The organism is Janthinobacterium kumbetense (genome assembly GCF_023703445.1).
Taxonomy (GTDB): domain Bacteria; phylum Pseudomonadota; class Gammaproteobacteria; order Burkholderiales; family Burkholderiaceae_D; genus Janthinobacterium; species Janthinobacterium kumbetense.
In genome coordinates, this window is sequence record NZ_JAMQGR010000004.1 from 381,676 (window position 1) to 405,838 (window position 24,163).

Genomic DNA, 24,163 nt, shown 5'->3' on the forward strand with positions numbered 1-24,163 from the left:
GTCAGACCGCCACGGTTTCGCTGCGCAGCAGGTTGGCCGGCAAGCCGAAGGCGGCTGGGCCGCCGACTGCCGTGATGGCCTTGCGCACGAAGCGGTCATCGACCAGGTCGCGCGCGGCGAACTTCGGATCGAGGTTGGCCAGGAAGCGCGTATCGCCTTCGACCTTGGTACGGCCGATGGCGCGCACCAGTTCTTCCGTGTACGAGGCAAACGGATATGGCTGGAAGTCGATGCGGCGCTGCTGCCAGTTCTTGTGCACGATCAGGCCCTGCTTTTCATAGCCGGCGTAATCGCTGGTGGCCAGCACCTTGGTCAGCACCTGCAGCGGATGCGGCGTGTAGCGGTGCTCGCCCACGTTCGACAGCAGCTTGGCCGTGTCGACCTGGTTCGAGCGCGTCCACAACTGCGCCTTGACGATGGCGTTGGTGACCTTCTGCGCCCATTCGGGGCGCGTGTTGATGTCGCGCTCGGACAGGAAGGTGACGCAGCATGCATGGTTTTTCCACACGTCGCCCGAAAAACGCAGGACCTTGCCGATGCCGGCGTTTTCCGCCGCCGCGTTGAACGGTTCGGCCACGATGTAACCGGCGATGGACTTGCTGGCCAGGGCCGAGACCATTTCGGCCGGCGCCAGCACGATCAGGTTGACTTCATTCGGCTTGATGGCGGCATTGCGCGCCCGCGTGACCGGGGTCAGGCCGTTGGAGGACAGGATTTGCTGCAGCAGGATGTTGTGGATCGAGTACCAGAACGGGATGGCGACCGTGCGTCCGCCCAGGTCGGAGACCTTGTTGATCTCGTTGGCCACCGTCAGCGCGGAACCGTTGACGTGGTTCCAGGCGACGACTTTCGCAGGGAACTTGGCGCCGTAGCGCACCCACAGGGTGGCCGGCGACAGCAGGTGGATGACGTTGACCTGGCCGGCGACGAAGGCTTCGATGATCTGCGCCCAGCTGCGGAACAAGCGAGGTGTTTCCGCCTGCAGGCCTTCCGCTTCAAACAGCTTGCGGGCGTGGGCGACGAGCAGCGGGGTGGCGTCGGTAATCGGCAGGTAGCCGATTTTCACGGGCTGGTCGTCGCCTTTTGGGCCTTGCTGGGCCATGGCGTCGCCGGCGAACAGCAGGGGAGAAGCCACGCTGGCCGTGGCCAGGGCCGACATGCGCAGGAAGTCGCGCCGCGTCAGGCCGCAGTCGCAATCGGACGAGGCGCAGATATGCAGGGGGGTGTTATTTTCTGGGAGGGACATGAAGTGCTCCGATTGGTTATAGGGGGGCGAAGGCTGGCTGCTGGTCTTGCTTTTGCAGCGCCTGCAGGGCGTCGAGGATGTCCATCTTGAGGGCGATGACGTCTGCGCTGTGGCCGATGCGGGGCTGAGCGATGGCGACGGGCCATTCGCGCACGATGTTGCCCGGCTTGCCGCCCATCAGCAGGATGCGGTCGGCCACGAGGATCGCTTCATCGATATCGTGTGTGACGAGCAGCACGGCCGTGTGCCAGCGGTGCACCACGTCGACCAGCAGCGATTGCATCTCGGTGCGCGTGATGGCGTCGAGCGCGGAAAACGGTTCATCGGCGAACAGCAGTTCCGGTTCGCGCGCCAGCGCACGGGCCAGCGCCACGCGTTGCGCCATGCCGCCCGAGAGGGCGGATGGATACAGCTTTTCGCGTCCCTTCAATCCCACCGCTTCGATGGCTTGCGCCACGCGCGCCTGGTGCGCTTCGCGCGTCAGCTTGGGCTGGTGCTTGAAGTCCAGGCCAAAACCGGCATTGCCCGTGACGTTCAGCCAGGGCAGCAAACTGGCTTGCTGGAAGACGAGGGCGCTGCGCGGGTCCGGTTCGCGCATGGGGGCATCGAGGAATTGAATCTCGCCCGTGGACGGCGGCTGCAAGCCGGCCAGCACGCGCAACAGGCTCGATTTGCCGCAGCCGCTGCCGCCCAGCAGGCAGACGATTTCGCGCTTGCGCACACCCAGAGACACGTGCTGGAACACGGGCGCGCTGCCCGCATAGGCATAGCTCAGATCCTGCGCCTGCAAGGCCCAATCAGCAACGCTCATGCCGGCGCTCCCGCCGCCTTGGCCGCCTGCTGGCTGTCGAACAGCTGCAAGGCTGCCTGCAACTGCGTCAGGCTGGGAGTGACGATGGGGATGAACGACGATTCGCGCCAGCGGCGGGCAAAGCCCTGCTGCTCGGCGTTCAGGTAGGCGCGCCCGCCCATGGCTTGCAGTTCCAGCATCAGCGCCTGCTGCAGCACGTCGGCCAGCTGTATGCGCAGGCGGAACATGGCCGGCGCCTGCGTCTTGAAGCGGCCATCGTGCACGCCTGCCAGCAAGGTGGCGACGGCGGCTTCCAGGGTCGCTTGCAGTGCTTCGATGCGCGGCGTAAGCTGGTTGCGCGAGCCGGCGGAAATTTGCGCCGCCTTGGCCAGGCTGGCGCGCGCCAGGCCGATCGACAGGCCGCACTGCATGCCGAGGAACGATGGGCGCACCTGCGGCAGCCAGGCCGGCGCGTTGTCGCTGATGATGTCCGCGGCGGGAATGTGCACCTGTGCCAGCTTGACGGAAGCCGTATTGCTGCCGCGCAGGGCGATCAGGTCCAGGTCGTCGCTGCGCTGCACGCCTGCCGTGCCGCTGTCGAAGGCGACGATGACAGGGGGCGCGCCATCGTTCGGCGCCACGGCGGCGGCCGCGACAAAGCCCGCCTTGCGCAAGTTCGTCACCCAGGCCAGGCCGCCGTCGACCAGCAAGCCGTCTTCCTGGCGCGCGCCCGTGATTTGCAGTTGTTCGATGCCGGACAAGAATTTCATGGCGTTCGACAGGCCGCTGGCGCCCGCCTGCGTGCCTGCCAGCAGGCCAGGCAAGCGGCATTCGGCCAGGGCGCGGTTCCCGCTTTGCAGCAGGAATTCGATGAAGCAGCGCTGGCCCCAGAAAACAAAGGCCGCCGTCACCGATTGCTCGGCAACTTTGGCGATGGCGTCGATGGCGTCGCGTACGTCGCCGCCCGCGCCGCCGTGTTCCTGCGGCACGCCGATGGCCAGCAACTGGTCGCCAGCGAGGGCTGGCAAAATGGTTTCAGCCAGGTCCGACGATTGGTCCAATTGGTCGGCATGCGTGTGCAGCCAGTGATTGAGGTGGCCCATGTCAGACGGCGCCAGGCAGGTAGGGCGTCAATTGCAGATTGACGGGCGTGCCGGCCAGGCTGTTGGAGAAATTGCACAGCGTCGCCAGGCTGATGCCCAGCACCACTTCCAGCGCCTGCTGTTCGTTGTAGCCGGCCGCCAGGAATGTTTGGTATTCGGCGTCGCTGACGGCGCCGCGCGTGGCGATGACGGCCGTGGCGAAGGCGGCGACGGCGTCCAGCTTGGCGTCGTTCGTCGGCTGGCCATGCTGCAGGGCGCGCACCGTGTCCGGTGTCTGTCCCGCTTTTTTCAGCGAGATGGCGCTATGGCCGGCGATGCAGAAATCGCAGCCGTGGATGCGCGCGGCCGTGATCTGCACCACCTCGCGTTCCATTAACGTCAGGCTGGCGCGCGCATTGATGCCGGAGACGGTCAGATAGGTTTCCAGGGCCAGCGGGGCATTGGCCAGCACGCCGATCAGGTTGGGCAGGAAGCCATTGTTGGCGATGGCCTTTTCCACGAAGGGGCGGCTATCGGCCGGGGCGGTATCGAGAGTGTGCAGCGTCAGACGGGACATGGGGTACCTTGCTAAGTTGGTAAGTCACTCATGCATTATATCGGCCATGCCGTGCAGGTAACAGACGTCAGCGTCGTCCTTTTGTGCTCGTTCGTCTGCGATTGTGCGATCCTTGATTTCAGCTGGCCAGTTGGCGCTGGCGCTGGTCGCGCCGGTAGGCGCCTGGCTGTTCGCCCGTGACCCGCTTGAAGGCACGCGTAAAGGCGGCGTGCGAGCGGTAGCCCACCAGTTCGGCCGCGCGTTCGACGGAGACGCCATCGTGCAGGCGCCGCGCGGCGATCTTCATGCGCAGCAGGAGCAGGAACTGTGCCGGCGAGTGGCCGCTGGCGCTGGCGAAATGCTTGCAGAAGCTGGCGCGCGACATGCACGCGGCCTTGGCCATGTTCTCGATCGACCAGTCGTCGGCGGGGGCGTCGAGCATGCGTTCGAGCAGCGGCGAAAATGCGGGCCGGTGCAGCAGCGACAGCAGGCCGGCCGCCACCTGTTCGCCCTGCGCCACATGGCGTATCAGGTAAAAGAACAGCAGTTCGACCAGGCGCGCGATGAGCGGCGACGGTTGTTCCGGGTCGCCGCCGGCTTCCGCCAGTATCAGGTCGAACAGCGCGGCAGCGGCGTTGAAGGCGGGCGCGTCGCCGCGTATCAGCAGGTACGGCGGGAAGGAGTCGACGATCAGCGCGGAGAGTGCGCCGCGAAATTGAAAGAAGCCGCAGGCCAGCGCCGTCGCCGGCTGGTCCGTGGACGACTGCAGCGGCAGCATGGCTTGCGCGCTGACCGCCTGCAGCGGGTCGCTGTGCGGGCTGAGGAAGTGCGGCAAGTCGCGCAGCAGGAAGACGCCGTCGCGCGGGCCGAGCGCAATCGGAGCCGCCCCGTCGAGGTGCAGATAGCAGTGGCCATCGAGTACCAGGTGAAAGCTGCCCAGTTCCCGGCCCGCCGTGGAGGCGCGCCAGCGGCCGCAGTACTGGCCCACATGCAGGACGGCGGTGTCGAGTTCCAGGCTGCCGAGCAGCCAGCGCGCCAGTCTGTCGGTATCAGGATGCATGGGATCGCAAAGGCAAAAGCTGCATCATACGGGCTGCGCGCGGCAAGGCCAACGACCGATTTCGACTAAGCATATGCGCGCCATGCTTGCCATTTAGCGCTTGCCGCTGTGCTGCTGGAAGGCGGGGCAGGCGACTTGCAGCAGCGAGCGGTCTTCCAGGCACACGGCCGACAGTTTTCCACCCCAGACGCAGCCGCTATCGAGGCCGATCAGGTGCTCCCGCAGCTGCAGTCCCAGCGCCGACCAGTGGCCGAAGACGATGGTGTCGCGGGCGCTGCGCCGTCCCGGCACGTCGAACCAGGGCAGCAGGCCGGAACCCGGCGGCGGGCTGCCGCTTTCCTTCATCTTGAAGTCCATCACGCCTTCCGGCGTGCAAAAGCGCAGCCGCGTCATGGCGTTGACGATGCAGCGCAGCCGGTCGGCGCCCTGCAGGTCGTCGCGCCAGGCGGCTGGCTCGTTGCCGTACATGGTGCGCAGGAAGGCCACCCAGCCGTCGCTGCGCAGCATCGCGGACACTTCCCCGCTCAGGGACAGGGCCTGGGCCGCGCTCCATTGTGGCAGCAAGCCCGCATGTACGAGCACGTGGCCATCGTGTGCCAGTGCCAACGGCCGCTGGCGCAGCCAGTTGATCAACTCGTCGCGGTCGGGCGCGTCGAGAATTTCGGCCAGCGTATCGGACGCATGCTCGGGGCGTATGCCGTTAGCCACGGCCAGCAGGTGCAAGTCATGGTTGCCCAGGACGCTGTCGGCCAGGCCCTGCTGCGCCAGCGCGTGCACGTGGCGCAACGTGGCCAGCGAGGCCGGGCCGCGGTTGATCAGGTCGCCAGCGAACAGCAGGCGGTACGGGCCATTCGCTGCCGCCTGGATCAGTTCGATCAGTTCGATGGTTTGTGCATGGCAGCCTTGCAGATCGCCGATAAAGTAAGTTTTCATATGTGCCGGGGTGAAGTGAACTACGCGCCTGCATTATAAGCATGCCTGCCCTTTGGCGTTGGGTGCATTCCTGGCCGGTACCCGATTGCGCGCACGGCCGGCGGGAAGAAAAGCGGATGCCGATTATGCTGCCGGAGATTTAATGGGGCGGCATTTCCCGCTGGCGTATATCGATAATCATCCGCCAGCGCGTTTATCGGAATGGATAGCCGCGCCACGCTGATCTTGCAAGCGGCCTGCGCAGGCTGCCGGAATACCACTCATCCATGTTTATTTATTTTCTACGCGTACTTTCGGGATATTTTTCATTGAATCTTAATATGGAGCAGATAAATAAGCCGATGGCGGTGATTCAATAGGCGATGGATTATGCAACGCTGCGCAGATGTTTATGCAATGTAGTATATTCCACGTGATTTTATTATCTAAATTAATGTAAAGGATATACCGGATGGATCTGTCAACGATGACGATGCTGGAATTGCGCAAGCTGGAAGATAATGTCAAGCAGGAATTGAACGGCCGCGAGCGCGAAGACTTGAACAAGGCGCGCGAACAGATCATGGCCATCGCGCAGCAGGCGGGCATTCCGCTGAAACAGCTGATACTCGACGGCTTGCACCCGCGCACGGGCAAAGTCGCGGTGCGTTACCGCCATCCTGACAATGCGACCGAGCAATGGACAGGCCGTGGCCGCCAGCCGCTGTGGGTCAGGCAATGGGTGGAATCGGGCAAGTCGATCGATCTGCTGCGCGTATAATTCGGTATACTCTTGGCGCAGTAGCAAGCTGTCAGCCCCGCGCTGCACCTTGCCAGGCACCCTATTTGACCCTCTTTATACCGCCCACACCATGCTTCCATTGTCCAGAACGATCTTCAAGGCCTACGATATTCGCGGCATCATCGCTAAAACCCTCGATGCCAGCGTGGCCCACAAGATCGGTCAGGCATTTGGCCAGGCCGCCCTGGCCAAGGGCGAGCAGCGGGTCGTGATCGGCCGCGATGGCCGCCTGTCTGGGCCGGAATTGACGGCGGCGCTGGCGCAGGGCTTGCAAGCGGCAGGCGTCGACGTGATCGACCTGGGCGTGGTGGCCACGCCGATGGTCTACTTCGGCACGAATGTGCTCGACACGCGTTCCGGCATCATGGTCACGGGCAGCCACAATCCGCCCGACTACAACGGTTTCAAGATGGTATTGGCCGGCGAAGCGATCCACGGCGAAGCGATCCAGGCGCTGTACCACAGCATCGTCGCGCACGACGGCCGCGCCAGCAGCACGCCAGGCAGCTATGCCACGCATGATATCCGCGCCGCCTACCTGGAGCGCATCCTGGGCGACGTCAAGCTGGCGCGCCCGATCAAGATCGCCGTCGATTGCGGCAATGGCGTGGCCGGCGCATTTGCGGGCGACCTGTTCCGCGGCATGGGCTGCGAGGTCATCGAACTGTTCTGTGAAGTCGATGGCAATTTCCCGAATCACCATCCGGATCCGGCGCATCCGGAAAACCTGCAAGACCTGATCCGCTGCCTGGCCGAGACGGATGCGGAAATCGGCATCGCCTTCGATGGCGATGGCGACCGCCTGGGCGTGGTCACCAAGGATGGCCAGATCATCTACCCCGACCGCCAGATGATGCTGTTCGCCGCCGACGTGCTGACCCGCCATCCGGGCGCGCAGATTCTGTATGACGTGAAGTGCACGCGCCACCTGGCGCCTTACATCACCAAGCATGGCGGCGTGCCGCTGATGTACAAGACGGGCCACTCGCTGGTGAAAGCCAAGCTGCGCGAAACGGGTGCGCCGCTGGGTGGCGAAATGAGCGGCCATATCTTCTTCAAGGACCGCTGGTACGGTTTCGACGATGGCCTGTATTCGGCTGCGCGCCTGCTGGAAATCCTCACGCGCGAAGCCGATCCATCGGCCTTGCTGAACTCCCTGCCGCAGTCCGACAGCACGCCCGAACTGCACCTGGAGCTGAAGGAAGGCGAGAATGTCGCGCTGATGGACATGCTGCGCCGCGACGCCGTCTTCCCTGGCAATGAGCAGATCATCACCATCGACGGCTTGCGCGTGGAATACGCGGATGGCTTCGGCCTGGCCCGCTCGTCGAACACCACGCCGGTGATCGTCATGCGCTTCGAAGCGGAAACGCCGGCAGCGCTGGCGCGCATCCAGGGACAGTTCAAAAGCGTGATCCTGGCCGCCAAGCCAGACGCTGTGCTGCCGTTCTGACAGCATGGCCGGCCAAGCTGGCGCACAGGCGCCCTTGAAAATCCTGCTGGTGAGGGTGTCCTCGCTGGGCGACGTGCTGCATAACCTGCCGATGGTAGCGGACATCGCCCGCCATTATCCGGATGCGACCATCGACTGGGTGGTCGAAGAGGGTTACGTCAGCCTGGTGCGCCTGAACCAGCGCGTGGGTACCATCTTCCCGTTCGCGCTGCGGCGCTGGCGCAAGAGCCTGGGCAAGAAAGAAACGCGTGCGGAAATCGCTGCCTTTTTCCGCAGCCTGCGGCAGACGCGCTACGATTATGTGTTCGATACCCAGGGCTTGCTCAAGACGGGCATCATCATGGGTGCCGCGCGCCTGGCGCCGGGTGGACAGAAAGTCGGCCTGGCCAATGGCAGCGAAGGCTCCGGCTACGAAGGCATCTCGCGCATTTTTCATACGAAAAGCATTCCGCTCGACCCGCGTACGCATGCGGTAGCGCGCGGCCGCCTGGTGGCCGGCGCGGCACTCGGCTATACGGTCGACACGCCGGCCGATTTCGGCTTGCCGGACGTATCGGCCAGCGAAGCGCGTCCGGACTGGATGGGCGAGGCGCCCTACTGCGTGTATTTCCACGGCACGGCGCGCGACGCCAAGAAATGGGCGCCGGAGAACTGGATCGCCCTGGGCCACGCGCTCGCGCCCATGCCGATTTTGCTGCCCTGGGGTTCGCCCAAGGAAAAGGCGGAAGCCGAACAACTGGCGGCCAGCCTGCCCAACGCGCGCCTGCTGCCAAAGCTGTCGATGGACGACGCCACCCTGCTGGCGCGCCATGCGGCGCTGGTGATCGGCGTCGACACGGGCCTGACGCATATCGCCGCCGCCTTTGTGCGTCCGACGGTGGAAATCTATGCCGATTCGCCGCTGTGGAAAACGGAAGGCAACTGGTCGCCGAGAATCATCAACCTGGGCGACAAAGGCGCGCCGCCCGGCGTGCCGGAAGTGCTGGCCGCGGCGCGGCGCCTGCTGGCCGACCACCCTCCCGCCTGACTTTAACATCAAACAAATATGCGACTTCTTTATACCCTTGCCTGGTGGCTGGCCTTGCCCCTGGTGCTGGCGCGGCTGTGGCTGCGCGGACGCCAGGAACCCGGCTACCGCCAGCATTGGGGCGAGCGTCTGGGCTTTTATGGACGCCGGCCGACATCCGCTACCGACACCATCTGGCTGCACGCCGTCTCCGTCGGTGAGACGCGCGCGGCCGAACCGCTGATCGATGCGCTGCTGGCCGCATGGCCCGCATGCCGCATCGTCCTCACGCACATGACGCCGACGGGGCGCGCCACGGGCAAGGCCCTGTTCGCGAAACACGGGACGCGCCTCGTGCAACGCTACCTGCCGTATGACACGGGCGCCATGCCGGCCCGTTTCATCCGCCATTTCGCGCCGCGTATCTGCATCCTGATGGAGACGGAAGTGTGGCCAAACCTGATCCACCAATGCAATCGCTACAAAGTACCCGTGGTGCTGGCCAATGCGCGCCTGTCGCAGCGATCGCTGGGCAAGGCGCAGCGCCTGGGCAAATTGATTGCCGATGCGGCGCGCGGCATCACCCTGGTGGCGGCGCAGACGCAGGACGATGCCGATCGGGTGCGTCAGCTGGGCGTGCAGGACGTGGTGGTCACGGGCAGCATCAAGTTCGACGTCGTCGTGCCCGAAACGGCGCTGGCGACAGGCGCCTGGCTGCGCGGCGCCATCGGCACACGTCCCGTGCTGCTGTGCGCCAGCACGCGCGAAGGGGAAGAGCAGCTGATCCTCGATGCTTATACCCGCGCCAGCCTGCCCGCGAATGCACTGCTGTTGATCGTGCCGCGTCATCCGCAGCGCTTTGACGAGGTGGAAAAACTCATCGCGGCGCAGGGCTTGGCCGTGCAGCGCAGGTCCGGTCTGGGCCAGGATGGCATCGTGGCTGCGGGCACGCAGGTGCTGCTGGGCGACTCGATGGGCGAGATGTTTGCGTATTACGCGGCCTGCGATTGCGCTTTCGTGGGCGGCAGCCTGCTGCCGCTGGGCGGGCAAAACCTGATCGAGCCGGCGGCCCTGGGCAAGCCCGTGCTGATCGGCCCCCACACCTTCAATTTTGCGCTGGTGACCGAACAGGCGATTGCCGCCGGCGGTGCCGCGCTGGTGGCGGACGCCGACGCGCTGATGGCGCAGGCGGCGGCCCTGCTGCAGGATCCCGCGCGCCTGGCGGCCATGGGAGAAAAAGCGCTGGCGTTTGCCAGCCAGCACCGGGGCGCCACGCCGCGCACGATCGCTGCGATCCAGCCTTTGCTGCCAGCTTAATTGAACAGGACTGGTAATTCCTGCGAGCGTTTTCTGAGCGCCTGCTTGGCGCCATCGTAATCGGGATAAATCGATTCCACGGTGGCCCAGAAGCGGGGGCTGTGGTTCATTTCCAGCAGATGCGACAGTTCGTGCGCCACCACGTAGTCGATCAGCGGCAGGGCGAAATGGATCAGGCGCCAGTTCAGGCGGATCTTGCGCTCGATGGTGCAGCTGCCCCAGCGCGTGCCGGCCGATGATAGCGACAGTGAATCGTACTGCACGCCCAGCTTGTCCGCATACACGTCCAGGCGCGCCTCGAACAGCTGGCGCGCTTCGTGCTGGAACCATCCCTTCACTTTTTCCTTCAACTGCTGTTCGCTGCCCGTGGGCGTGACCCAAACGTGCAGCTCATTCGTCTCGCGCTGGAAGCTGGCGCGGTGGCGCGGTGCCTGGTGCAACCGCAAGGTGATGTCGCCACCGAGGTAGGGCAGCACGGCGCCGTCGATCCATGCCACGGGCGGGCGCTGCTGGCGCTGCACCTTGCGCTCGCCCCGTTCCAGCAGTTTCGAGACGATCCAGCCTTGCTTGGCGCGGATGGCGTTGTCGATTTCGGCCAGGGTGACGCGCTTGGGCGCCGTGACGCGCAAGCCGTTATCGTCGATCATGAAGCCGATGGAACGGCGCGTGGAACGGCGCAGGGCAAATTCGACGAGGTGGCTGCCCAGTTGCAGCTGGCGCAGTGGCGGGCCATCGGCGGTGCGTGGCGGGGAAGGCAGGGGAGGCGGGGCAGGACGAGCGATGGGGGGCGCGGGTGCCACTAGCGGTGGCGCCACGGGCGGCGCTGGCGGTGCCGTGGGGCGCACCGCCGGGGGCGTGCTGGTCGAGACGTCATGCGCGAACAAATCCAGTTGCTGGTCGCCGACCCTGATGGTCTTCATCTGCTGGCGCAGTGTCGGCTCCTGGATGACCGCGCTGATGCCGTCTAGCCAGCGTTGTAGGCGTGAGGCGAAATGACGCGCATTTCTGATTCTATCCAATTTTCCACCTGTTGCATCATGCTGTCCGGGGTTTGCCCTTCCGGCGAAATCGGTTTGCCTATCGAGACGGTGATCAGTCCCGGGCGTTTGAGGAATGACTGCTTGGGCCAGCACTCGCCTGAATTATGCGCAATCGGCACCACCACGGCGCCCGTGGCGATAGCCAAACGCGTGCCGCCGCTCTTGTACTTGCCCGCCTGGCCCACGGGAATGCGGGTACCTTCAGGGAACATGATAATCCATTGGCCATCTGCCAGGCGGCGCTTGCCATGTGCGACGACGCTCTTGAACGCATGCTTGCCCTGCTTGCGGTCGATGGGGATCATGCGCAGCAGCGCCATGGCCCAGCCGAAGAAGGGGATGTACAAAATCTCCTTCTTGAACACATATACGAGCGGGCGTGGCAGGCTGGGAAGCAAAAAGATGGTTTCCCAGGCCGACTGGTGCTTCGAGAGCACGATGGCCGGCGCATCGGGGAAGTTCTCTGCGCCCTTGACTTCATAGCGGATGCCGCAAATGACCTTGGCACACCACAGGATAAACACGTTCCAGCGCGAGGTGACCCAATAGCGCTTGTTGTAGCTCAATGGCGCGGCAAAAAAGCACACGCAGGCCCAGACGATGGTGGCCACGATCATGATGATCATGAACAGCAGGGATCGCAGGAACAGGGAAATATTACGCAATGCGGTTCTCCGAAGATTAGATACTGAATGCCACTGTGGGCGCCGGTGTCGCTGGCGCCTTGAGCAGGTGGCTGACGACGGCGGCCAGGTCGGGGAAGACCTGGGTGCCAGGCGGCAGGCCGCCCGTTTCATTGGTCTTCTCGCCCTTGCCCGTCAGGACCAGGTAGGGCACGCAGCCGCTGATGAAGCCTGCCTGCAGGTCGCGCAGCGAATCGCCGACCGTGGGCACGCCTTTCAGGCTGGTGTTGTAGCGCTGCGAAATTTCATGGAACATGCCGGGCTTCGGCTTGCGGCAGTCGCAATTGTCCGCGCCCGCATGCGGGCAAAAGAAGATGGCGTCGATATCGGCGCCCACCTGCTGCGCCAATGTGTGCATCTTCTGGTGGATCGCGTTCAAGACCGTCATGTCGAAATATTCGCGCGCGATGCCCGACTGGTTCGAGGCGATGACGACGCGATAGCCTGCCTGGTTCAGGCGGGCGATCGCTTCGAGCGAACCGGGTATCGGCAGCCATTCGGCAGGCGACTTGATGAAGTCCGGCGAGTCATGATTAATGACGCCGTCGCGGTCGAGAATAATCAGTTTCAGCGCCGGCGTGCCCATTATGCCGCCAGCTTCGAAATGTCGGCGACGCGGTTCATCATGCCGTGCAGCGACGACAGCAAGGCCAGGCGGTTGTTGCGCAGGGCGACATCCTCGGCCATCACCATCACGTCGTTGAAGAAGCCATCGACATCGTCGCGCAGCTGCGCCAGCGTTTGCAGGGTGCTGGTGAAGTCGCCCTTGGCGAAGGCCGCGTCGACTTCCGGCTGCACGCGCGAGACGGCGGCGGCCAGTTTTTTCTCCGCCTCGTCCTGCAGCAGCGCCACGTTGACGCCGCCGGCGGCGACCTGGCTCACGGCTTCTTCGTTCTTTTTCAGGATGTTCGTGATGCGCTTGTTGGCGGCGGCCAGCGAGGCGCTTTCCGGCAGGGCGGCAAACGCCTGCACGGCTTCCAGGCGCTGCACGATGTCGTCCAGGCGGTCCGGATTCTGCGCCACGACGGCTTCGATTTCATTCGGCGAGAAACCGCGCTCGCGCAGGATGCCGCGCAGGCGATCCAGCATGAAGGTGGTGACGTCCGCGACCGGGTCCTTGAAGCCGGGAACGGCTGCGAACTGCGCGGCGGCATCGGCCAGCAAGCCCTGGATCGACAAAGGCAGGCGTTTTTCCAGCAGCATGCGCAGCACGCCCAGGGCATGGCGGCGCAGCGCGAACGGGTCCTTGTCGCCCGTCGGCGCCAGGCCGATGGCCCAGATGCCGACCAGGGTTTCGAGCTTGTCGGCCAGCGCCACGGCGGTGCCGGTGGCGGTCGATGGCAGGCTGTCGCCGGCAAAGCGCGGCTGGTAGTGTTCGGAGGCGGCCAGCGCCACTTCTTCCGGTTCGCCATCATGGCGCGCGTAGTACGTGCCCATGATGCCTTGCAGCTCGGGGAATTCGCCCACCATGTCGGTCAGCAAATCGGCCTTGGCCAGCAGGGCGCCGCGTTCGGCCAGGGCGACGTCATATTGCAGCTTGGCGGCGATGGCGCCGGCCAGCGACTTGACGCGCTCTGTGCGCGCAGCTTGCGTGCCCAGCTTGTTGTGGTAGACGACATTGGCCAGCAGCGGCAGGCGCGATGCCAGGGTTTTCTTCTTGTCTTGCTCGAAGAAGAACTTGGCGTCGGACAGGCGCGGGCGCACGACGCGCTCGTTGCCGCCGATGATGTGCTCTGGCGTGTCCGTCTCGATGTTCGAGACGATCAGGAAGCGCGAGCGCAGCTTGCCTTCGCTGTCCGTCAATGCGAAGTATTTCTGGTTCGTCTGCATGGTGAGGATCAGGCATTCCTGCGGCACGGCCAGGAATTCTTCCTCGAAGTGGCACTCATACACGACCGGCCATTCGACCAGGGCCGTGACTTCATCGAGCAGCGCTTCGGGCATCAGCACCTGGTCGGCACCGGCCTTGTCCAGCAACTGGGCGCGGATGCGCTCCTTGCGTTCCTCGTTGCTGGCGATGACGCTGGCGTTGAGAATCAGCGACGGCGCATAGTTTTCCGCGTGCGCGATGGTGATCGGTTCGCCGTCGGTGAGGAAGCGGTGGCCCAGGGTGGTGCGGCCGGCCGTCAAACCCAGCAGGGTCAACGGCAGGATATTGATGCCGTGCAGGGCGATCAGGCTGTGGGCCGGACGCACGAATTGCACGGTGCTGCCGTCCGGGCGCTGATAGCTCATCAGCTTTGGAATCGGCAGCTTGGCGGCCGACTCGGCCAGGGCAGCTTGCGCGCCCGTGGCGAGCTGGCTGCCGGGCGCCGTGTAGGTGTAGAAGAAGCTTTCAGCCTTGCCGTCGGCGGCGCGTTCCAGCTCGGCCACCGTCAGGTCGGGGAAGCCCAGCGCGGCCAGTTTCTTGGCCAGCGGCGGGGTGCCGTTGCCGTTCGCGTCCAGCGCCACGGAGACGGGCAAGACTTTTTCGCGGATCGATTTATCGGGCGAGACTTCACGCACGTTGGTGATGGAGACGGCCAGGCGGCGCGGCGAGGCGTAGCTGGTGGCGACGCTGTCGGCTTCCAGGAAGTCGCGCGCCTTCAGGCCGTTGACGATGCCGGCCGTGAAGGCGGCGCCCAGTTTGGCCAGCGCTTTCGGCGGCAGTTCTTCGGTCAGCAGTTCGATGAGCAGTGTTTGGTTCATGGTGTTCTTGTCTGGTACGGCGGTGTATGAGCTAGGCGATCAAGCGGCGGCGGGTTGGTCTGCTGCGGGCAGCATCGGGAAACCGAGGCGCTCGCGCGAGTCGTAATACGCTTGCGCCACCAGGCGCGACAGGGTGCGCACGCGGCCGATGTAGGCGGCGCGTTCCGTCACCGAGATGGCGCCACGCGCATCTAACATATTGAAGCTGTGCGAAGCCTTCATGATCTTTTCGTAGGCGGGCAGGGTCAGTTGCAGCTCGATCAGGCGCTTCGCTTCCGCTTCGTAGTTGCCGAACTGTTCGAACAGCAGGTCCGTATTCGCGTGCTCGAAGTTGTAGGTCGATTGTTCCACTTCGTTCTGGTGGAAGACGTCGCCATAGGTCAGATTTTTCGTGACCCCGTTCTCTTCCCACTCGGTCCACACCAGGTCATACACGTTTTCCACGCCTTGCAGGTACATGGCCAGGCGTTCGATGCCGTAGGTGATTTCGCCCAGCACGGGCTTGCAATCGAGGCCGCCCACTTGCTGGAAGTAGGTAAATTGGGTCACTTCCATGCCGTTCAGCCAGACTTCCCAGCCCAGGCCCCAGGCGCCCAGGGTCGGGCTTTCCCAGTCGTCTTCGACGAAGCGCACGTCATTCTGCTTCAAATCCAGGCCCAGGGCGGCCAGCGAACCCAGATACAGGTCGAGGATGTTTTCCGGCGCGGGCTTGAGCACCACCTGATACTGGTAATAGTGCTGCATGCGGTTCGGATTTTCGCCATAGCGGCCATCCTTCGGGCGGCGCGAAGGCTGCACATACGCGGCGCGCCAAGGCTCCGGGCCGATCGCGCGCAGGAAGGTGCCGGTGTGGAAGGTGCCGGCGCCGACTTCCATGTCGTAAGGCTGGAGCAGGGCGCAACCTTGCTTGTCCCAATAGGTTTGCAAGGTCAGGATAATTTGTTGAAATGTGAGCATCGTATGAGTTCGCCGCGCGGGAGGCTGCGCTTTGTTAAGGTTTGCTTGAAGCCCGGACACATGCTTGGAAGCGCGTCCGGGCCGGGGTTTTGCTAATTTTAGCGGTTTTTACGGGCCCACTGTGACTCTTCGGGCAATATCGGCCGCTTATTGCTGCGCGGCGCGGCCACGGCGGGCGGCGCGCGACAGCAGGAAGGCCGTCAGCAGGGCCAGCGCGGCCAGGGCCAGTACCAGTTTGTTGCCGTAAAGAATGTATGGCGTCATGCCGCCCATGCCTTGCACCTTGGCCGCCAGGGTGGCTTGCTGTTCCGGCGGCAGCAGGCTTTGCACCACGCCCTTGCCGTCGATGACGGCGGTGGCGCCCGTATTCGTCGAGCGCAGCATGGGGCGGCCCGTTTCCAGGCTGCGCATCTGCGAGATCTGCAGATGCTGCGGGATGGCGATCGAATCGCCAAACCAGGCCAGGTTCGAGATATTCAGCAGCACGGATGCCGACTGCTTGCCGCTGCGGTGGGCGCTGGCCAGCTGGCCGGCGATTTCCTCGCCAAACAGGTCTTCGTAGCAGATATTCGGCAGCACCAGCTGGTCGCGCACGGCCAAAGGCGCTTGCACCTCGGCGCCGCGGCCCATGTCGCCCAGCGGGATGGCCATCATGGCGACAAACCAGTGCAGGCCGGGCGGCACGAATTCGCCGAACGGCACCAGGTGGTGCTTGCGGTACTGGTAGTACGGTCCCGGCGTGCCGTTGGGCGTGATCCCCACGGCCGCATTGTAAAAGCGCTGCTGCTCGTCGAGCACGGGCATGCCGACCAAAATCGAGCTGCCCGTCTGCCGCGCATACGTCGCCAGGTTATCCAGATAGCCGGGCGGCAGCTGGTGCGGCAGCACGGTGACGGCCGTTTCCGGCGTGGCGATCAGGTCGGCCGGCGCGCTGGTGATGGCGCCCTGGTACATCTGCAGGGCGCCCAGCACGAAGCCGGGGTCGAATTTCTGCTGCTGCGGCACATTGCCCTGCAGCAGGCGCACCGTGATCGGGCGTCCGACCGGGTGCGTCCACGCCACATATTGCAAGCCGATGCCGGCCGCGTACAGCGCGATCACGCCGCCCAGCGCGAACCAGCGCGTGCGGTGCGTGAGCAAGAGCAGGGCGCCGGCCGACAGCGCCGCCAGCCAGCCCAGGCCATAGGCGCCGACGATGGGGGCAAAGCCGGCCAGCGGGCTGGCGTTGTGGGCGTAACCGGTGGCCAGCCACGGAAAACCCGTAAACAGCCAGCCGCGCGTCCATTCGAACAGGGTCCAGGTCGCGGGCAGCACCAGCAGGGTCATGGCGGGCAGGGACAGCACCCAGCGCTGGCGCAGCCAGGCGGCCGCGCCCATGGCCAGGGCCACGTAGATGGCCATCAGGAGGGCCAGCAGGGCCACGGCGACGGCGGCGATCGGCGCGGCCATGTCGCCATAGCGGTGCATGGAGATGTACAGCCAGTGCGTGCCGGCCGCGCACCAGCCGAAGCCGTAGGCCCAGCCGATCAGCGCGCCGCCCTTGACGCTGGACGAACGCAGCACCTGGTAGAACAGCACGCCCAGGCTGAGGATTTGCAGCGGCCAGTAGCTGAAAGGGGCGAACGCCAGCACGGCGACGGCGCCGGCGATGGCGGCAGTCAGCATGCGCGCCCAGGTGCTGCGGGGCGGTTTGGCGGGGGCGTTGGGGTCGGCGCGTCTGAAACGCATTTACAGGACGCGCATGTCAGAGTTCCAGTTCCGGTACGTTGGGCAGGCGCTCGACGAGCAGCACGTGCACCTGGCGCGCATCGGCGCGCAGCACCTCGAAGCGCAAATTGCCCAGGTCGAAGATATCTCCCTTGTGCGCCATGCGGCCCAGGTACTTCGACACGAGGCCGCCGATGGTGTCGACGTCGTCGTCCACCAGGTGGCTGCCCACTTCTTCGTTGAATTGTTCGATCTCGGTCAGCGCCTTGACGCGCCAGCGGGGGCCGAACTGGCCTTCCTTCAGCGACAGGATGTTGTCCTCGGCTTCGTCGAAGTCGTATTCGTCCTCGATATCGCCGACGATCTGTTCCAGCACGTCTTCGATGGTGATCAGGCCGGCGACGCCGCTGTATTCATCGACGACGATGGCCATGTGATTGTGGTTGGCGCGGAAATCGCGCAGCAGCACATTCAGGCGTTTCGATTCGGGGATGAAGATGGCGGGGCGCAGCATGTCGCGGACGTCGAAAGTTTCTTCTGCGTAATAACGCAGCAAGTCTTTCGCCAGCAGGATGCCGATGACCTTGTCGCGCTCGCCTTCGATCGCGGGGAAGCGCGAGTGGGCGGTGGACAGGACTTCCGGCATCCATTCCTCGATCGGCTTGCTGATGTCGATGACATCCATTTGCGAGCGGGGAATCATGATGTCGCGCGCACAGAGATCCGATACCTGAAACACGCCTTCGATCATCGACAGGGCGTCGGCGTCGATCAGCTTGCGTTCATGCGCATCGTGTAGAACATCGAGCAATTCTGCACGGTTCTCTGGCTCGGGGGAAATGAGTGCGGTCAGGCGTTCAAACAGTGACCGGTGGGGCTTGACGTCAGTTCTGACGCCACTAGGGTGCTCGGGCATAGGAGGCGTGAGCCGTTGTTGCGAAGGGATATAGGATACACCAAAAGTGGGGGAATACCGGATTTCCCCGCTTTTGATGCAAATTTAATACGTCGAAGTGCGCCGTTGCCCGATGTTTTACGCGGCGTCCGGGCCCAGCACGCGCGCGCGCAGGGCCGCCACGTCGGCTTGCCAGTCGGCGAAATGCTCGCTGTCCTGCCACAACTGGCGCAGTTCCGACGACTCGGCCGTGATGCGCTCGAAGGCCAGGCGCGCCTTGTCCAGCAGCGGCGGCGTCACCTTTTTCTTGCAGGCGGCCACCCACTCGTCCACTTCCGCCGTGGCCGGATCGTCCTCGCCCGGCTTGCCCAGGAGGCGCGCGATCACTTCCAGCGCGGCCAGCGCTTCGGCGGCGAACGGCGCTTCCAGTTCCGCTTCCTGGCTGTCGATGACGTTGTCGAGCGTCGTCTCGACCAGTTCCAGGGTTTTATATTCGTGCAAGTCCTGTGCCCAATCCATGGCGTAGTCGTTGCCGAAGGCGTCAGTGGCCCAGGTTCCCATGGTCTTACTCCTTGTACGGATCGGTAATGCCAAGTTTTGCGAGGATTTCCGTTTCCAGACCCTCCATTTCGGTGGCTTCTTCGTCATCCATGTGGTCGTAGCCTTGCGCATGCAGCACGCCGTGCACGATCAGATGGGCCGTGTGCTCTTCCACGCTTTTCTTCTGCTCCGCCGCTTCCTTTTCCAGCACGTCGGTGCACAGGATGATGTCGGCGCGCGTCGGCTCGTCGTCGCTTAATTCTTCGCCTTCGTTGTAGGCGAACGTCAGCACGTTGGTGGCGTAGTCCTTTTCGCGGTAATCGCGGTTCAAGGTACGGCCTTCTTCCGCGTCGACGAAGCGGATGGTGAATTCGGCGGGGGCGAACAGGGCCGCCTTGACCCAGCGGCGCACTTTCGGGCGCGTGATCAGGGTTTCCAGGCGGGCGTCCGGGTATTGCACGGACAGGGACAGTTTATTTTTTTCGGACATTTTTGGCGGCAGCTGGTTTCAACAAGGGGAGTAACTGGGCGGCGTCGGCGTTGGCCGCCTGCGCCGTTTCATAGGCGTCGACGATGCGCGCGACGAGTGGATGGCGCACCACGTCGGTGCTGTTAAATTGCGTGAAGCCGATGCCGCGCACATCTTTCAATACGTGCACGGCGTCGATCAGGCCGCTCGTCTGGCTCTTGTGCAGGTCGACTTGCGTGACGTCGCCCGTCACCACGGCCTTGCTGCCGAAGCCGATGCGCGTCAAAAACATCTTCATCTGTTCGACGGTGGTGTTTTGCGCCTCGTCAAGGATGACGAAGGCGTGGTTCAGGGTGCGTCCGCGCATGTAGGCCAGCGGGGCGATCTCGATCACCTGTTTTTCAAACAGTTTTTGCGTGCGGTCAAAGCCCAGCAAATCATACAGCGCATCGTAGAGGGGACGCAGATACGGGTCGACCTTTTGCGCCAGGTCGCCCGGCAGGAAGCCCAGGCGTTCGCCCGCTTCGACGGCGGGGCGCGTCAGAATGATGCGCTTGACGGCGTCGCGTTCGAGCGCGTCGACGGCGCAGGCGACGGCCAGGTAGGTCTTACCCGTGCCTGCCGGGCCGACGCCGAAGCTGATGTCGTGTTCGAGGATGTCGCGCAGGTAGGCGATCTGGTGCGGCGTGCGCCCGCGCAGGTCGGCGCGCCGCGTTTTCAGCACGGGGCTGGCGATATCCGGCTCGACGAAGGTGCTGACGGGTGCGTTGGCGTGGTGTTCCGAGGCGGCGGACAGGCCCGCACGCTGTTCCACCAGGGCCAGCTGCACTTCTTCCAGCGGCACGACCTTGTTGGCGATGGCGTAGAACTGTTCGAGGATTTCCACGGCGCGTTCGGCATTGCTGCCGCCGACGATGAATTTCTCGCCGCGGCGGAAGATCGTCACGTCGAGGGCGGCGGAAATCTGGCGCAGGTTTTCATCGAGGGGGCCGCACAGGTGCGCCAGGCGCGTGTTGTCGAGCGGCTCGGGGATGAAGTAATGCGGCTGTATCGGGGCTTTGGTTTTCAACTGGCTCTTTTCAATGCGGGTGCGCTGGCGACGAGTTCGCCGCGCAGGGTGTAGGAATGGCTTTCGGTGATGCGCACGTCGACCAGCTGGCCGATCAGTTGCAAACCGTCGGGGCCGGCGTCGAAATTGACCACGCGGTTGTTTTCCGTGCGGCCTTGCAGTTCGCGATCTATCGTATCCTTTTTCGAACGGCCTTCGACGAGGATGGTTTGCACGGTGCCGACCATGGCCAGGCTGTATTTGCGCGTGTTGGCGTCGATGGCCGCCTGCAACTGTTGCAAGCGAGCCAGTTTGACGTCATGCGGCGTGTCGTCTTCCAGGCTGGCGGCCGGCGTGCCGGGGCGCTTGCTGAAGATGAAGCTGTAGCTGTTGTCGAAGCCCACGTCGGCGATCAGCTTCATCATGGCGTCGAAGTCGGCCTGGGTCTCGCCGGGGAAACCGACGATGAAGTCGGACGAAATGGCCATGTTCGGGCGCACGGCGCGGATGCGGCGGATGATGGACTTGTATTCGAGGCCCGTGTAGCCGCGCTTCATGGCGCCCAGCACCTTGTCGGAACCGTGCTGCGCGGGCAAATACAGGTGGTCGACCAGCTGCGGGATCTTCGCATAGGCATCGATCAGGCGCTGCGTGAATTCCTTCGGGTGGCTGGTGACGAAGCGCATGCGAGCGATGCCGGGGATGTCGGCCACGTATTCGAGCAGCAGGGCGAAGTCGGCGATCTCGCCGCCTTCCATCGCGCCACGGTAGGCGTTCACGTTCTGGCCCAGCAGGGTGATTTCCTTGACGCCCTGGGCGGCCAGGCCCGCCACTTCCGTCAGCACGTCCTCGAAGCGGCGCGACACTTCCTCGCCGCGCGTGTAGGGCACGACGCAGTAGCTGCAATATTTGCTGCAGCCTTCCATGATGGAAACGAACGCCGAGGCGCCTTCCACCTTGGCCGGCGGCATGTGGTCGAATTTTTCGATTTCCGGGAAGCTGATGTCCACTTGCGCATCGCCGCTGGCGCGGCGCAGTTCGATCATCTGCGGCAGGCGGTGCAGCGTTTGCGGGCCGAAGACCATGTCGACATACGGCGCGCGCTTGACGATGGCGTCGCCTTCCTGCGACGCCACGCAGCCGCCCACGCCGATCAGCAGGTGCGGCTTGGCCAGTTTCAGCTCGCGCAGGCGGCCCAGGTCGGAAAACACTTTTTCCTGCGCCTTTTCGCGCACGGAGCAGGTATTGAGCAGGATCACATCGGCATCTTCCGGCGTGTCGGTGCGCACCAGGCCATCGGAGGCGCCCAGCACGTCGGCCATCTTGTCCGAGTCGTACTCGTTCATCTGGCAGCCGAAGGTTTTAATGAATACTTTTTTCTGCATGGCGTCGGGTGCTTATCGGTAAATGTGGCGGCAAATAAGTGGGACAAATAATGGAGCAAATCAGTGTGGCTGCAAATAAGCTGGGCAGGGGGCTTGCGCTGTGCGCCGCTTGGGGCGGGAGGCGGTGGATGACCGGCCGGGCGCCTCTGGCTGCCCGGCGGCAGGCTCGCTGCAAGTTCAGGCCATAGTTTAGCGTAAATCGCCGGGGCGGGCCATGTTGTGCTTACCTTGCCGACAAGGTTGTCGCTTGTATATGTGGCCCTGCGTCGTGATGCTCAAAAGCATTTATTGCCGTGTGACACCATTGATTTGTAACAAGTTGCTGCAAAGCCTTGTGTGCGCCCGCTGGCATCCTAATGTGTTGAAATAGCATCGTTGCCAAGCCAACCAGCAGCTTGATTGATATTTAACAATCAGGAAGTTTGCGCGAGGCGCAGATGCCGCGTGTTTGGGCTAGTATATTGCCTTATATGCAATTCATTTCAGTGAATTGCACGTGCTTTTACTCACGCGGCAAATTGCGTACGTTGGCTGGGCGTGGCTGTGCGAGTCCTGTGCAGGCAGTGCGATACGGAGGAAGGGCGGGGGAGGGCTGAATCCGATGACAGACGTTTATTTGAACACTCTAAGCCAGCCTTAAGTTCGTATCGGCATTATTTTCTACATTCACCAGACGAGGAAAAATCATGGCACATCATGCATTAGCATCGCAAGAGAGTTACAACCCGAACCACCTGCTGGATATTCTGCTGAGCAAGATGCAGCTGAAAAACGATGCAGCCCTGTCGCGTCTGCTCGAAGTGGCGCCACCCGTCATCAGCAAGATCCGCCATCACCGCTTGCCGGTCGGCGCCTCGCTGCTGATCCGCATGCACGAAGTGACGGGCATGAGCATCCGTGACCTGCGCGACTTGATGGGCGACCGCCGCACCAAGTATCGTCTGTCCGACGCCCAGGGCCGTCCAAAAGCGGAAGACCGCGGCGATGCGCAAGAATCGAATTACGCGCACTGATGCGGCGGTGGCGCGCTGACTGTGCCGCTTGCGTAGCTGCTGGCGGCACTGGCGTGGACCGGGCAGCATGGACACACCGCAGTACCCTTGACGGCTTTCGCTTCGCAGCGAGAGCCGTTTGCGTTTGCGGCCATGTTTAGCTCAGCAGTGCCGAGGTGATTTCGTCGTAGCGCAGTTCCGTCTCGCGGAACAGCTGCAGATACGTGTCTTCGCCCAGGCCCAGCGCATCCCAGGCCACCGGCGAGACGCGCGGCACCATGTCGTCGCCCGCCTGCGCCAGGTCGAGCGCGCAGACGACGGCATTGGCCACGTGGATCAGCGACGCGAGGAAGCCTGCTCCCGGCGTGTCCGGCTGCAGATAGTTGCCCAGCGCCAGGCGCATCGTGTCGGAAAAATTCCAGTGTTCGGCCAGCGCCACGCCGGCTTGCACGTGATCCACGCCCAGTACGGTTTGCTCCGCTTCGAGCAGGCTGCAATCGTGCGCCGCCTGGTGCGCGATGACTTGCGCATAGTGCGCGGGGAAACTGCTGACCAGCACCAGGCGGCCGATGTTGTGCAGCAAGCCGGCCGTGAACGCGTAATCCTGGTTGAAGCGGATTTGCCGCGCCAGCACCTTGGCGCAGGCGGCCGTCGCCACCGAATGGCGCCAGAAGGCCTTGTCGTCGAAACCGGGGCAGCGTCCTTCCGGGAAGCAACCCGTGATGGCCGCCGACGTGATCAGGCTGCGCGTGGTCTGGAAGCCCAGGTAAGTGATCGCCTGCTGGATGGTGGTGGCTTTCACCTGCAAGCCATATTGCGATGAGTTGGCCAGGCGCAGGGTTTTCGCCGTCAGCGCCTGGTCGTACGACACTTTTTTGGCCAGCACGGAAATATCGACGTCTTCCTGGTCGATGCTGTTCAATAGTTCCATGACGACGGCGGGCAGCGAAGGCAAGTCATCGAGGTGGGCGACGATGTCGTCGAGCGTCAGCTGGGTGCTCATGCGGCCTCTCCCGTGCCCAGGCGGTAAGCCGTGACATAGCTGCGCAGCAAGGTGGTGGCCGCGTCCAGGGGATCCTCCGGGTCATGCTTGCGGAACAGGTAGGCCAGCCGTTCGCTGTCGGCCGCCTGTTGCGCGGCGATTTCTTCCGGCGAGGGGGGCGGCGCCTGGATCGGCAGCATGTCGATGTTGTGGCGCGGCATCAGGGCCAGCATGTTTTCCGTCAATACCGCGCCTTGCGGCAACAGCACTTGTCCATGCGCATCGAGCAAGACATCCGACAAGACCATGCCAGGACGAACTTGTTCCAGGGGTAGATGTTGATGCATGACCGCCATGACGACTCCTTAGATGATTGCGGGATATTACCATTGCCATGACGCAATGTCTCAACCTGTATCAAGGCCTGGTGGAAAACGGCATTGCTGTAAATCTTGCCAATAAGCATGTCATACCGTACATTTGATTCAGGCTGTTGTCCGTTGACGTCACTGCGCCCGCGCCGCGGGCTGGCGGCTTGGCCCGGGGAGTGTTG

The 24,163-nt window shown here is 63.7% G+C and carries 24 protein-coding genes; 5 read left to right on the top strand and 19 right to left on the bottom strand.

Annotated features, from left to right (window positions below):
- Window position 1: 1 nt before the first annotated feature.
- From NCG91_RS15340 to NCG91_RS15365, 6 genes are all read right to left on the bottom strand, one after another.
- Window positions 2-1,246, bottom strand: a complete 1,245-nt coding sequence (locus NCG91_RS15340; RefSeq protein ID WP_251350292.1) for an ABC transporter substrate-binding protein — start codon at window positions 1,244-1,246, stop codon at window positions 2-4.
- Between the two features lie 16 nt (window positions 1,247-1,262).
- Window positions 1,263-2,057 (bottom strand): ABC transporter ATP-binding protein, encoded by a 795-nt coding sequence (locus NCG91_RS15345; protein WP_251350293.1) that lies wholly within the window; start codon window positions 2,055-2,057, stop codon window positions 1,263-1,265.
- Window positions 2,054-3,139, bottom strand: a complete 1,086-nt coding sequence (locus NCG91_RS15350; RefSeq protein ID WP_251350294.1) for an acyl-CoA dehydrogenase family protein — start codon at window positions 3,137-3,139, stop codon at window positions 2,054-2,056. Before NCG91_RS15350 ends, NCG91_RS15345 begins: the two co-directional genes overlap by 4 nt.
- Window position 3,140: 1 nt before the next feature.
- The gene (locus NCG91_RS15355) at window positions 3,141-3,695 is read right to left on the bottom strand and encodes a carboxymuconolactone decarboxylase family protein (RefSeq protein WP_251350295.1); all 555 of its coding nucleotides are present in this window, start codon (window positions 3,693-3,695) and stop codon (window positions 3,141-3,143) included.
- 118 nt (window positions 3,696-3,813) lie between these two features.
- Complete coding sequence (locus tag NCG91_RS15360) at window positions 3,814-4,734, bottom strand: AraC family transcriptional regulator (protein ID WP_251350296.1); 921 nt, start codon at window positions 4,732-4,734, stop codon at window positions 3,814-3,816.
- Window positions 4,735-4,827: 93 nt separating this feature from the next.
- Complete coding sequence (locus NCG91_RS15365) at window positions 4,828-5,667, bottom strand: symmetrical bis(5'-nucleosyl)-tetraphosphatase (protein WP_251350297.1); 840 nt, start codon at window positions 5,665-5,667, stop codon at window positions 4,828-4,830.
- 451 nt (window positions 5,668-6,118) lie between these two features.
- On the opposite strand from NCG91_RS15365, the gene NCG91_RS15370 reads away from it, so the two are divergent.
- From NCG91_RS15370 to waaA, 4 genes are all read left to right on the top strand, one after another.
- The gene (locus NCG91_RS15370) at window positions 6,119-6,427 is read left to right on the top strand and encodes an H-NS histone family protein (RefSeq protein WP_099666551.1); all 309 of its coding nucleotides are present in this window, start codon (window positions 6,119-6,121) and stop codon (window positions 6,425-6,427) included.
- A 91-nt stretch (window positions 6,428-6,518) separates the two neighbouring features.
- Entirely contained in the window at window positions 6,519-7,901 is a 1,383-nt protein-coding gene (locus NCG91_RS15375; protein WP_251350298.1) for a phosphomannomutase/phosphoglucomutase, read from the top strand.
- A 4-nt stretch (window positions 7,902-7,905) separates the two neighbouring features.
- Complete coding sequence (gene waaC / locus NCG91_RS15380; protein ID WP_251350299.1) at window positions 7,906-8,928, top strand: lipopolysaccharide heptosyltransferase I; 1,023 nt, start codon at window positions 7,906-7,908, stop codon at window positions 8,926-8,928.
- Window positions 8,929-8,946: 18 nt separating this feature from the next.
- A complete protein-coding gene (gene waaA, locus NCG91_RS15385; protein ID WP_251350300.1) occupies window positions 8,947-10,224 on the top strand; it encodes a lipid IV(A) 3-deoxy-D-manno-octulosonic acid transferase in 1,278 nt (425 codons plus the stop codon).
- Here waaA and NCG91_RS15390 read toward each other — a convergent pair.
- The 11 genes from NCG91_RS15390 to miaB form a co-directional block, all read right to left on the bottom strand.
- Entirely contained in the window at window positions 10,221-11,144 is a 924-nt protein-coding gene (locus tag NCG91_RS15390; protein WP_251350301.1) for a M48 family metallopeptidase, read from the bottom strand. The two genes, waaA and NCG91_RS15390, sit on opposite strands and share 4 nt — an antisense overlap.
- A gap of 44 nt (window positions 11,145-11,188) precedes the next feature.
- Window positions 11,189-11,929 carry a lysophospholipid acyltransferase family protein gene (locus tag NCG91_RS15395; RefSeq protein WP_034746739.1) on the bottom strand — a complete coding sequence of 247 codons (741 nt, stop codon included), beginning with the start codon at window positions 11,927-11,929 and terminating at the stop codon, window positions 11,189-11,191.
- 16 nt (window positions 11,930-11,945) lie between these two features.
- The gene (gene gmhB, locus NCG91_RS15400; protein ID WP_072455078.1) at window positions 11,946-12,533 is read right to left on the bottom strand and encodes a D-glycero-beta-D-manno-heptose 1,7-bisphosphate 7-phosphatase; all 588 of its coding nucleotides are present in this window, start codon (window positions 12,531-12,533) and stop codon (window positions 11,946-11,948) included.
- Entirely contained in the window at window positions 12,533-14,635 is a 2,103-nt protein-coding gene (gene glyS / locus NCG91_RS15405; protein ID WP_251350302.1) for a glycine--tRNA ligase subunit beta, read from the bottom strand. Before glyS ends, gmhB begins: the two co-directional genes overlap by 1 nt.
- Window positions 14,636-14,674: 39 nt before the next feature.
- Window positions 14,675-15,592, bottom strand: coding sequence for a glycine--tRNA ligase subunit alpha (gene glyQ, locus NCG91_RS15410; protein ID WP_251350303.1), 918 nt, complete (start codon window positions 15,590-15,592; stop codon window positions 14,675-14,677).
- A gap of 147 nt (window positions 15,593-15,739) precedes the next feature.
- The gene (gene lnt / locus NCG91_RS15415) at window positions 15,740-17,320 is read right to left on the bottom strand and encodes an apolipoprotein N-acyltransferase (RefSeq protein ID WP_251350304.1); all 1,581 of its coding nucleotides are present in this window, start codon (window positions 17,318-17,320) and stop codon (window positions 15,740-15,742) included.
- A 16-nt stretch (window positions 17,321-17,336) separates the two neighbouring features.
- A complete protein-coding gene (locus NCG91_RS15420; RefSeq protein WP_071075558.1) occupies window positions 17,337-18,215 on the bottom strand; it encodes a CorC family transporter in 879 nt (292 codons plus the stop codon).
- Window positions 18,216-18,332: 117 nt separating this feature from the next.
- Window positions 18,333-18,755 carry a DUF4259 domain-containing protein gene (locus NCG91_RS15425; protein ID WP_099666558.1) on the bottom strand — a complete coding sequence of 141 codons (423 nt, stop codon included), beginning with the start codon at window positions 18,753-18,755 and terminating at the stop codon, window positions 18,333-18,335.
- Between the two features lie 4 nt (window positions 18,756-18,759).
- Window positions 18,760-19,224: an rRNA maturation RNase YbeY gene (ybeY, locus tag NCG91_RS15430; RefSeq protein ID WP_251350305.1), complete on the bottom strand. Its 465-nt coding sequence runs from the start codon at window positions 19,222-19,224 to the stop codon at window positions 18,760-18,762.
- Window positions 19,208-20,272 carry a PhoH family protein gene (locus NCG91_RS15435; RefSeq protein WP_099666560.1) on the bottom strand — a complete coding sequence of 355 codons (1,065 nt, stop codon included), beginning with the start codon at window positions 20,270-20,272 and terminating at the stop codon, window positions 19,208-19,210. The genes ybeY and NCG91_RS15435 overlap by 17 nt, the downstream gene beginning before the upstream one ends.
- Window positions 20,269-21,636, bottom strand: a complete 1,368-nt coding sequence (gene miaB / locus NCG91_RS15440; protein ID WP_251350306.1) for a tRNA (N6-isopentenyl adenosine(37)-C2)-methylthiotransferase MiaB — start codon at window positions 21,634-21,636, stop codon at window positions 20,269-20,271. Before miaB ends, NCG91_RS15435 begins: the two co-directional genes overlap by 4 nt.
- A 686-nt stretch (window positions 21,637-22,322) precedes the next feature.
- Here miaB and NCG91_RS15445 point away from each other — a divergent pair.
- Window positions 22,323-22,649: a hypothetical protein gene (locus tag NCG91_RS15445; RefSeq protein ID WP_034746769.1), complete on the top strand. Its 327-nt coding sequence runs from the start codon at window positions 22,323-22,325 to the stop codon at window positions 22,647-22,649.
- A 136-nt stretch (window positions 22,650-22,785) separates the two neighbouring features.
- Here the strand turns inward: NCG91_RS15445 and NCG91_RS15450 are convergent, their stop codons facing one another.
- Window positions 22,786-23,631 carry an HDOD domain-containing protein gene (locus tag NCG91_RS15450; RefSeq protein WP_251350307.1) on the bottom strand — a complete coding sequence of 282 codons (846 nt, stop codon included), beginning with the start codon at window positions 23,629-23,631 and terminating at the stop codon, window positions 22,786-22,788.
- Window positions 23,628-23,966, bottom strand: a complete 339-nt coding sequence (locus NCG91_RS15455) for a hypothetical protein (protein WP_070257435.1) — start codon at window positions 23,964-23,966, stop codon at window positions 23,628-23,630. The genes NCG91_RS15450 and NCG91_RS15455 overlap by 4 nt, the downstream gene beginning before the upstream one ends.
- Window positions 23,967-24,163: the final 197 nt, after the last annotated feature.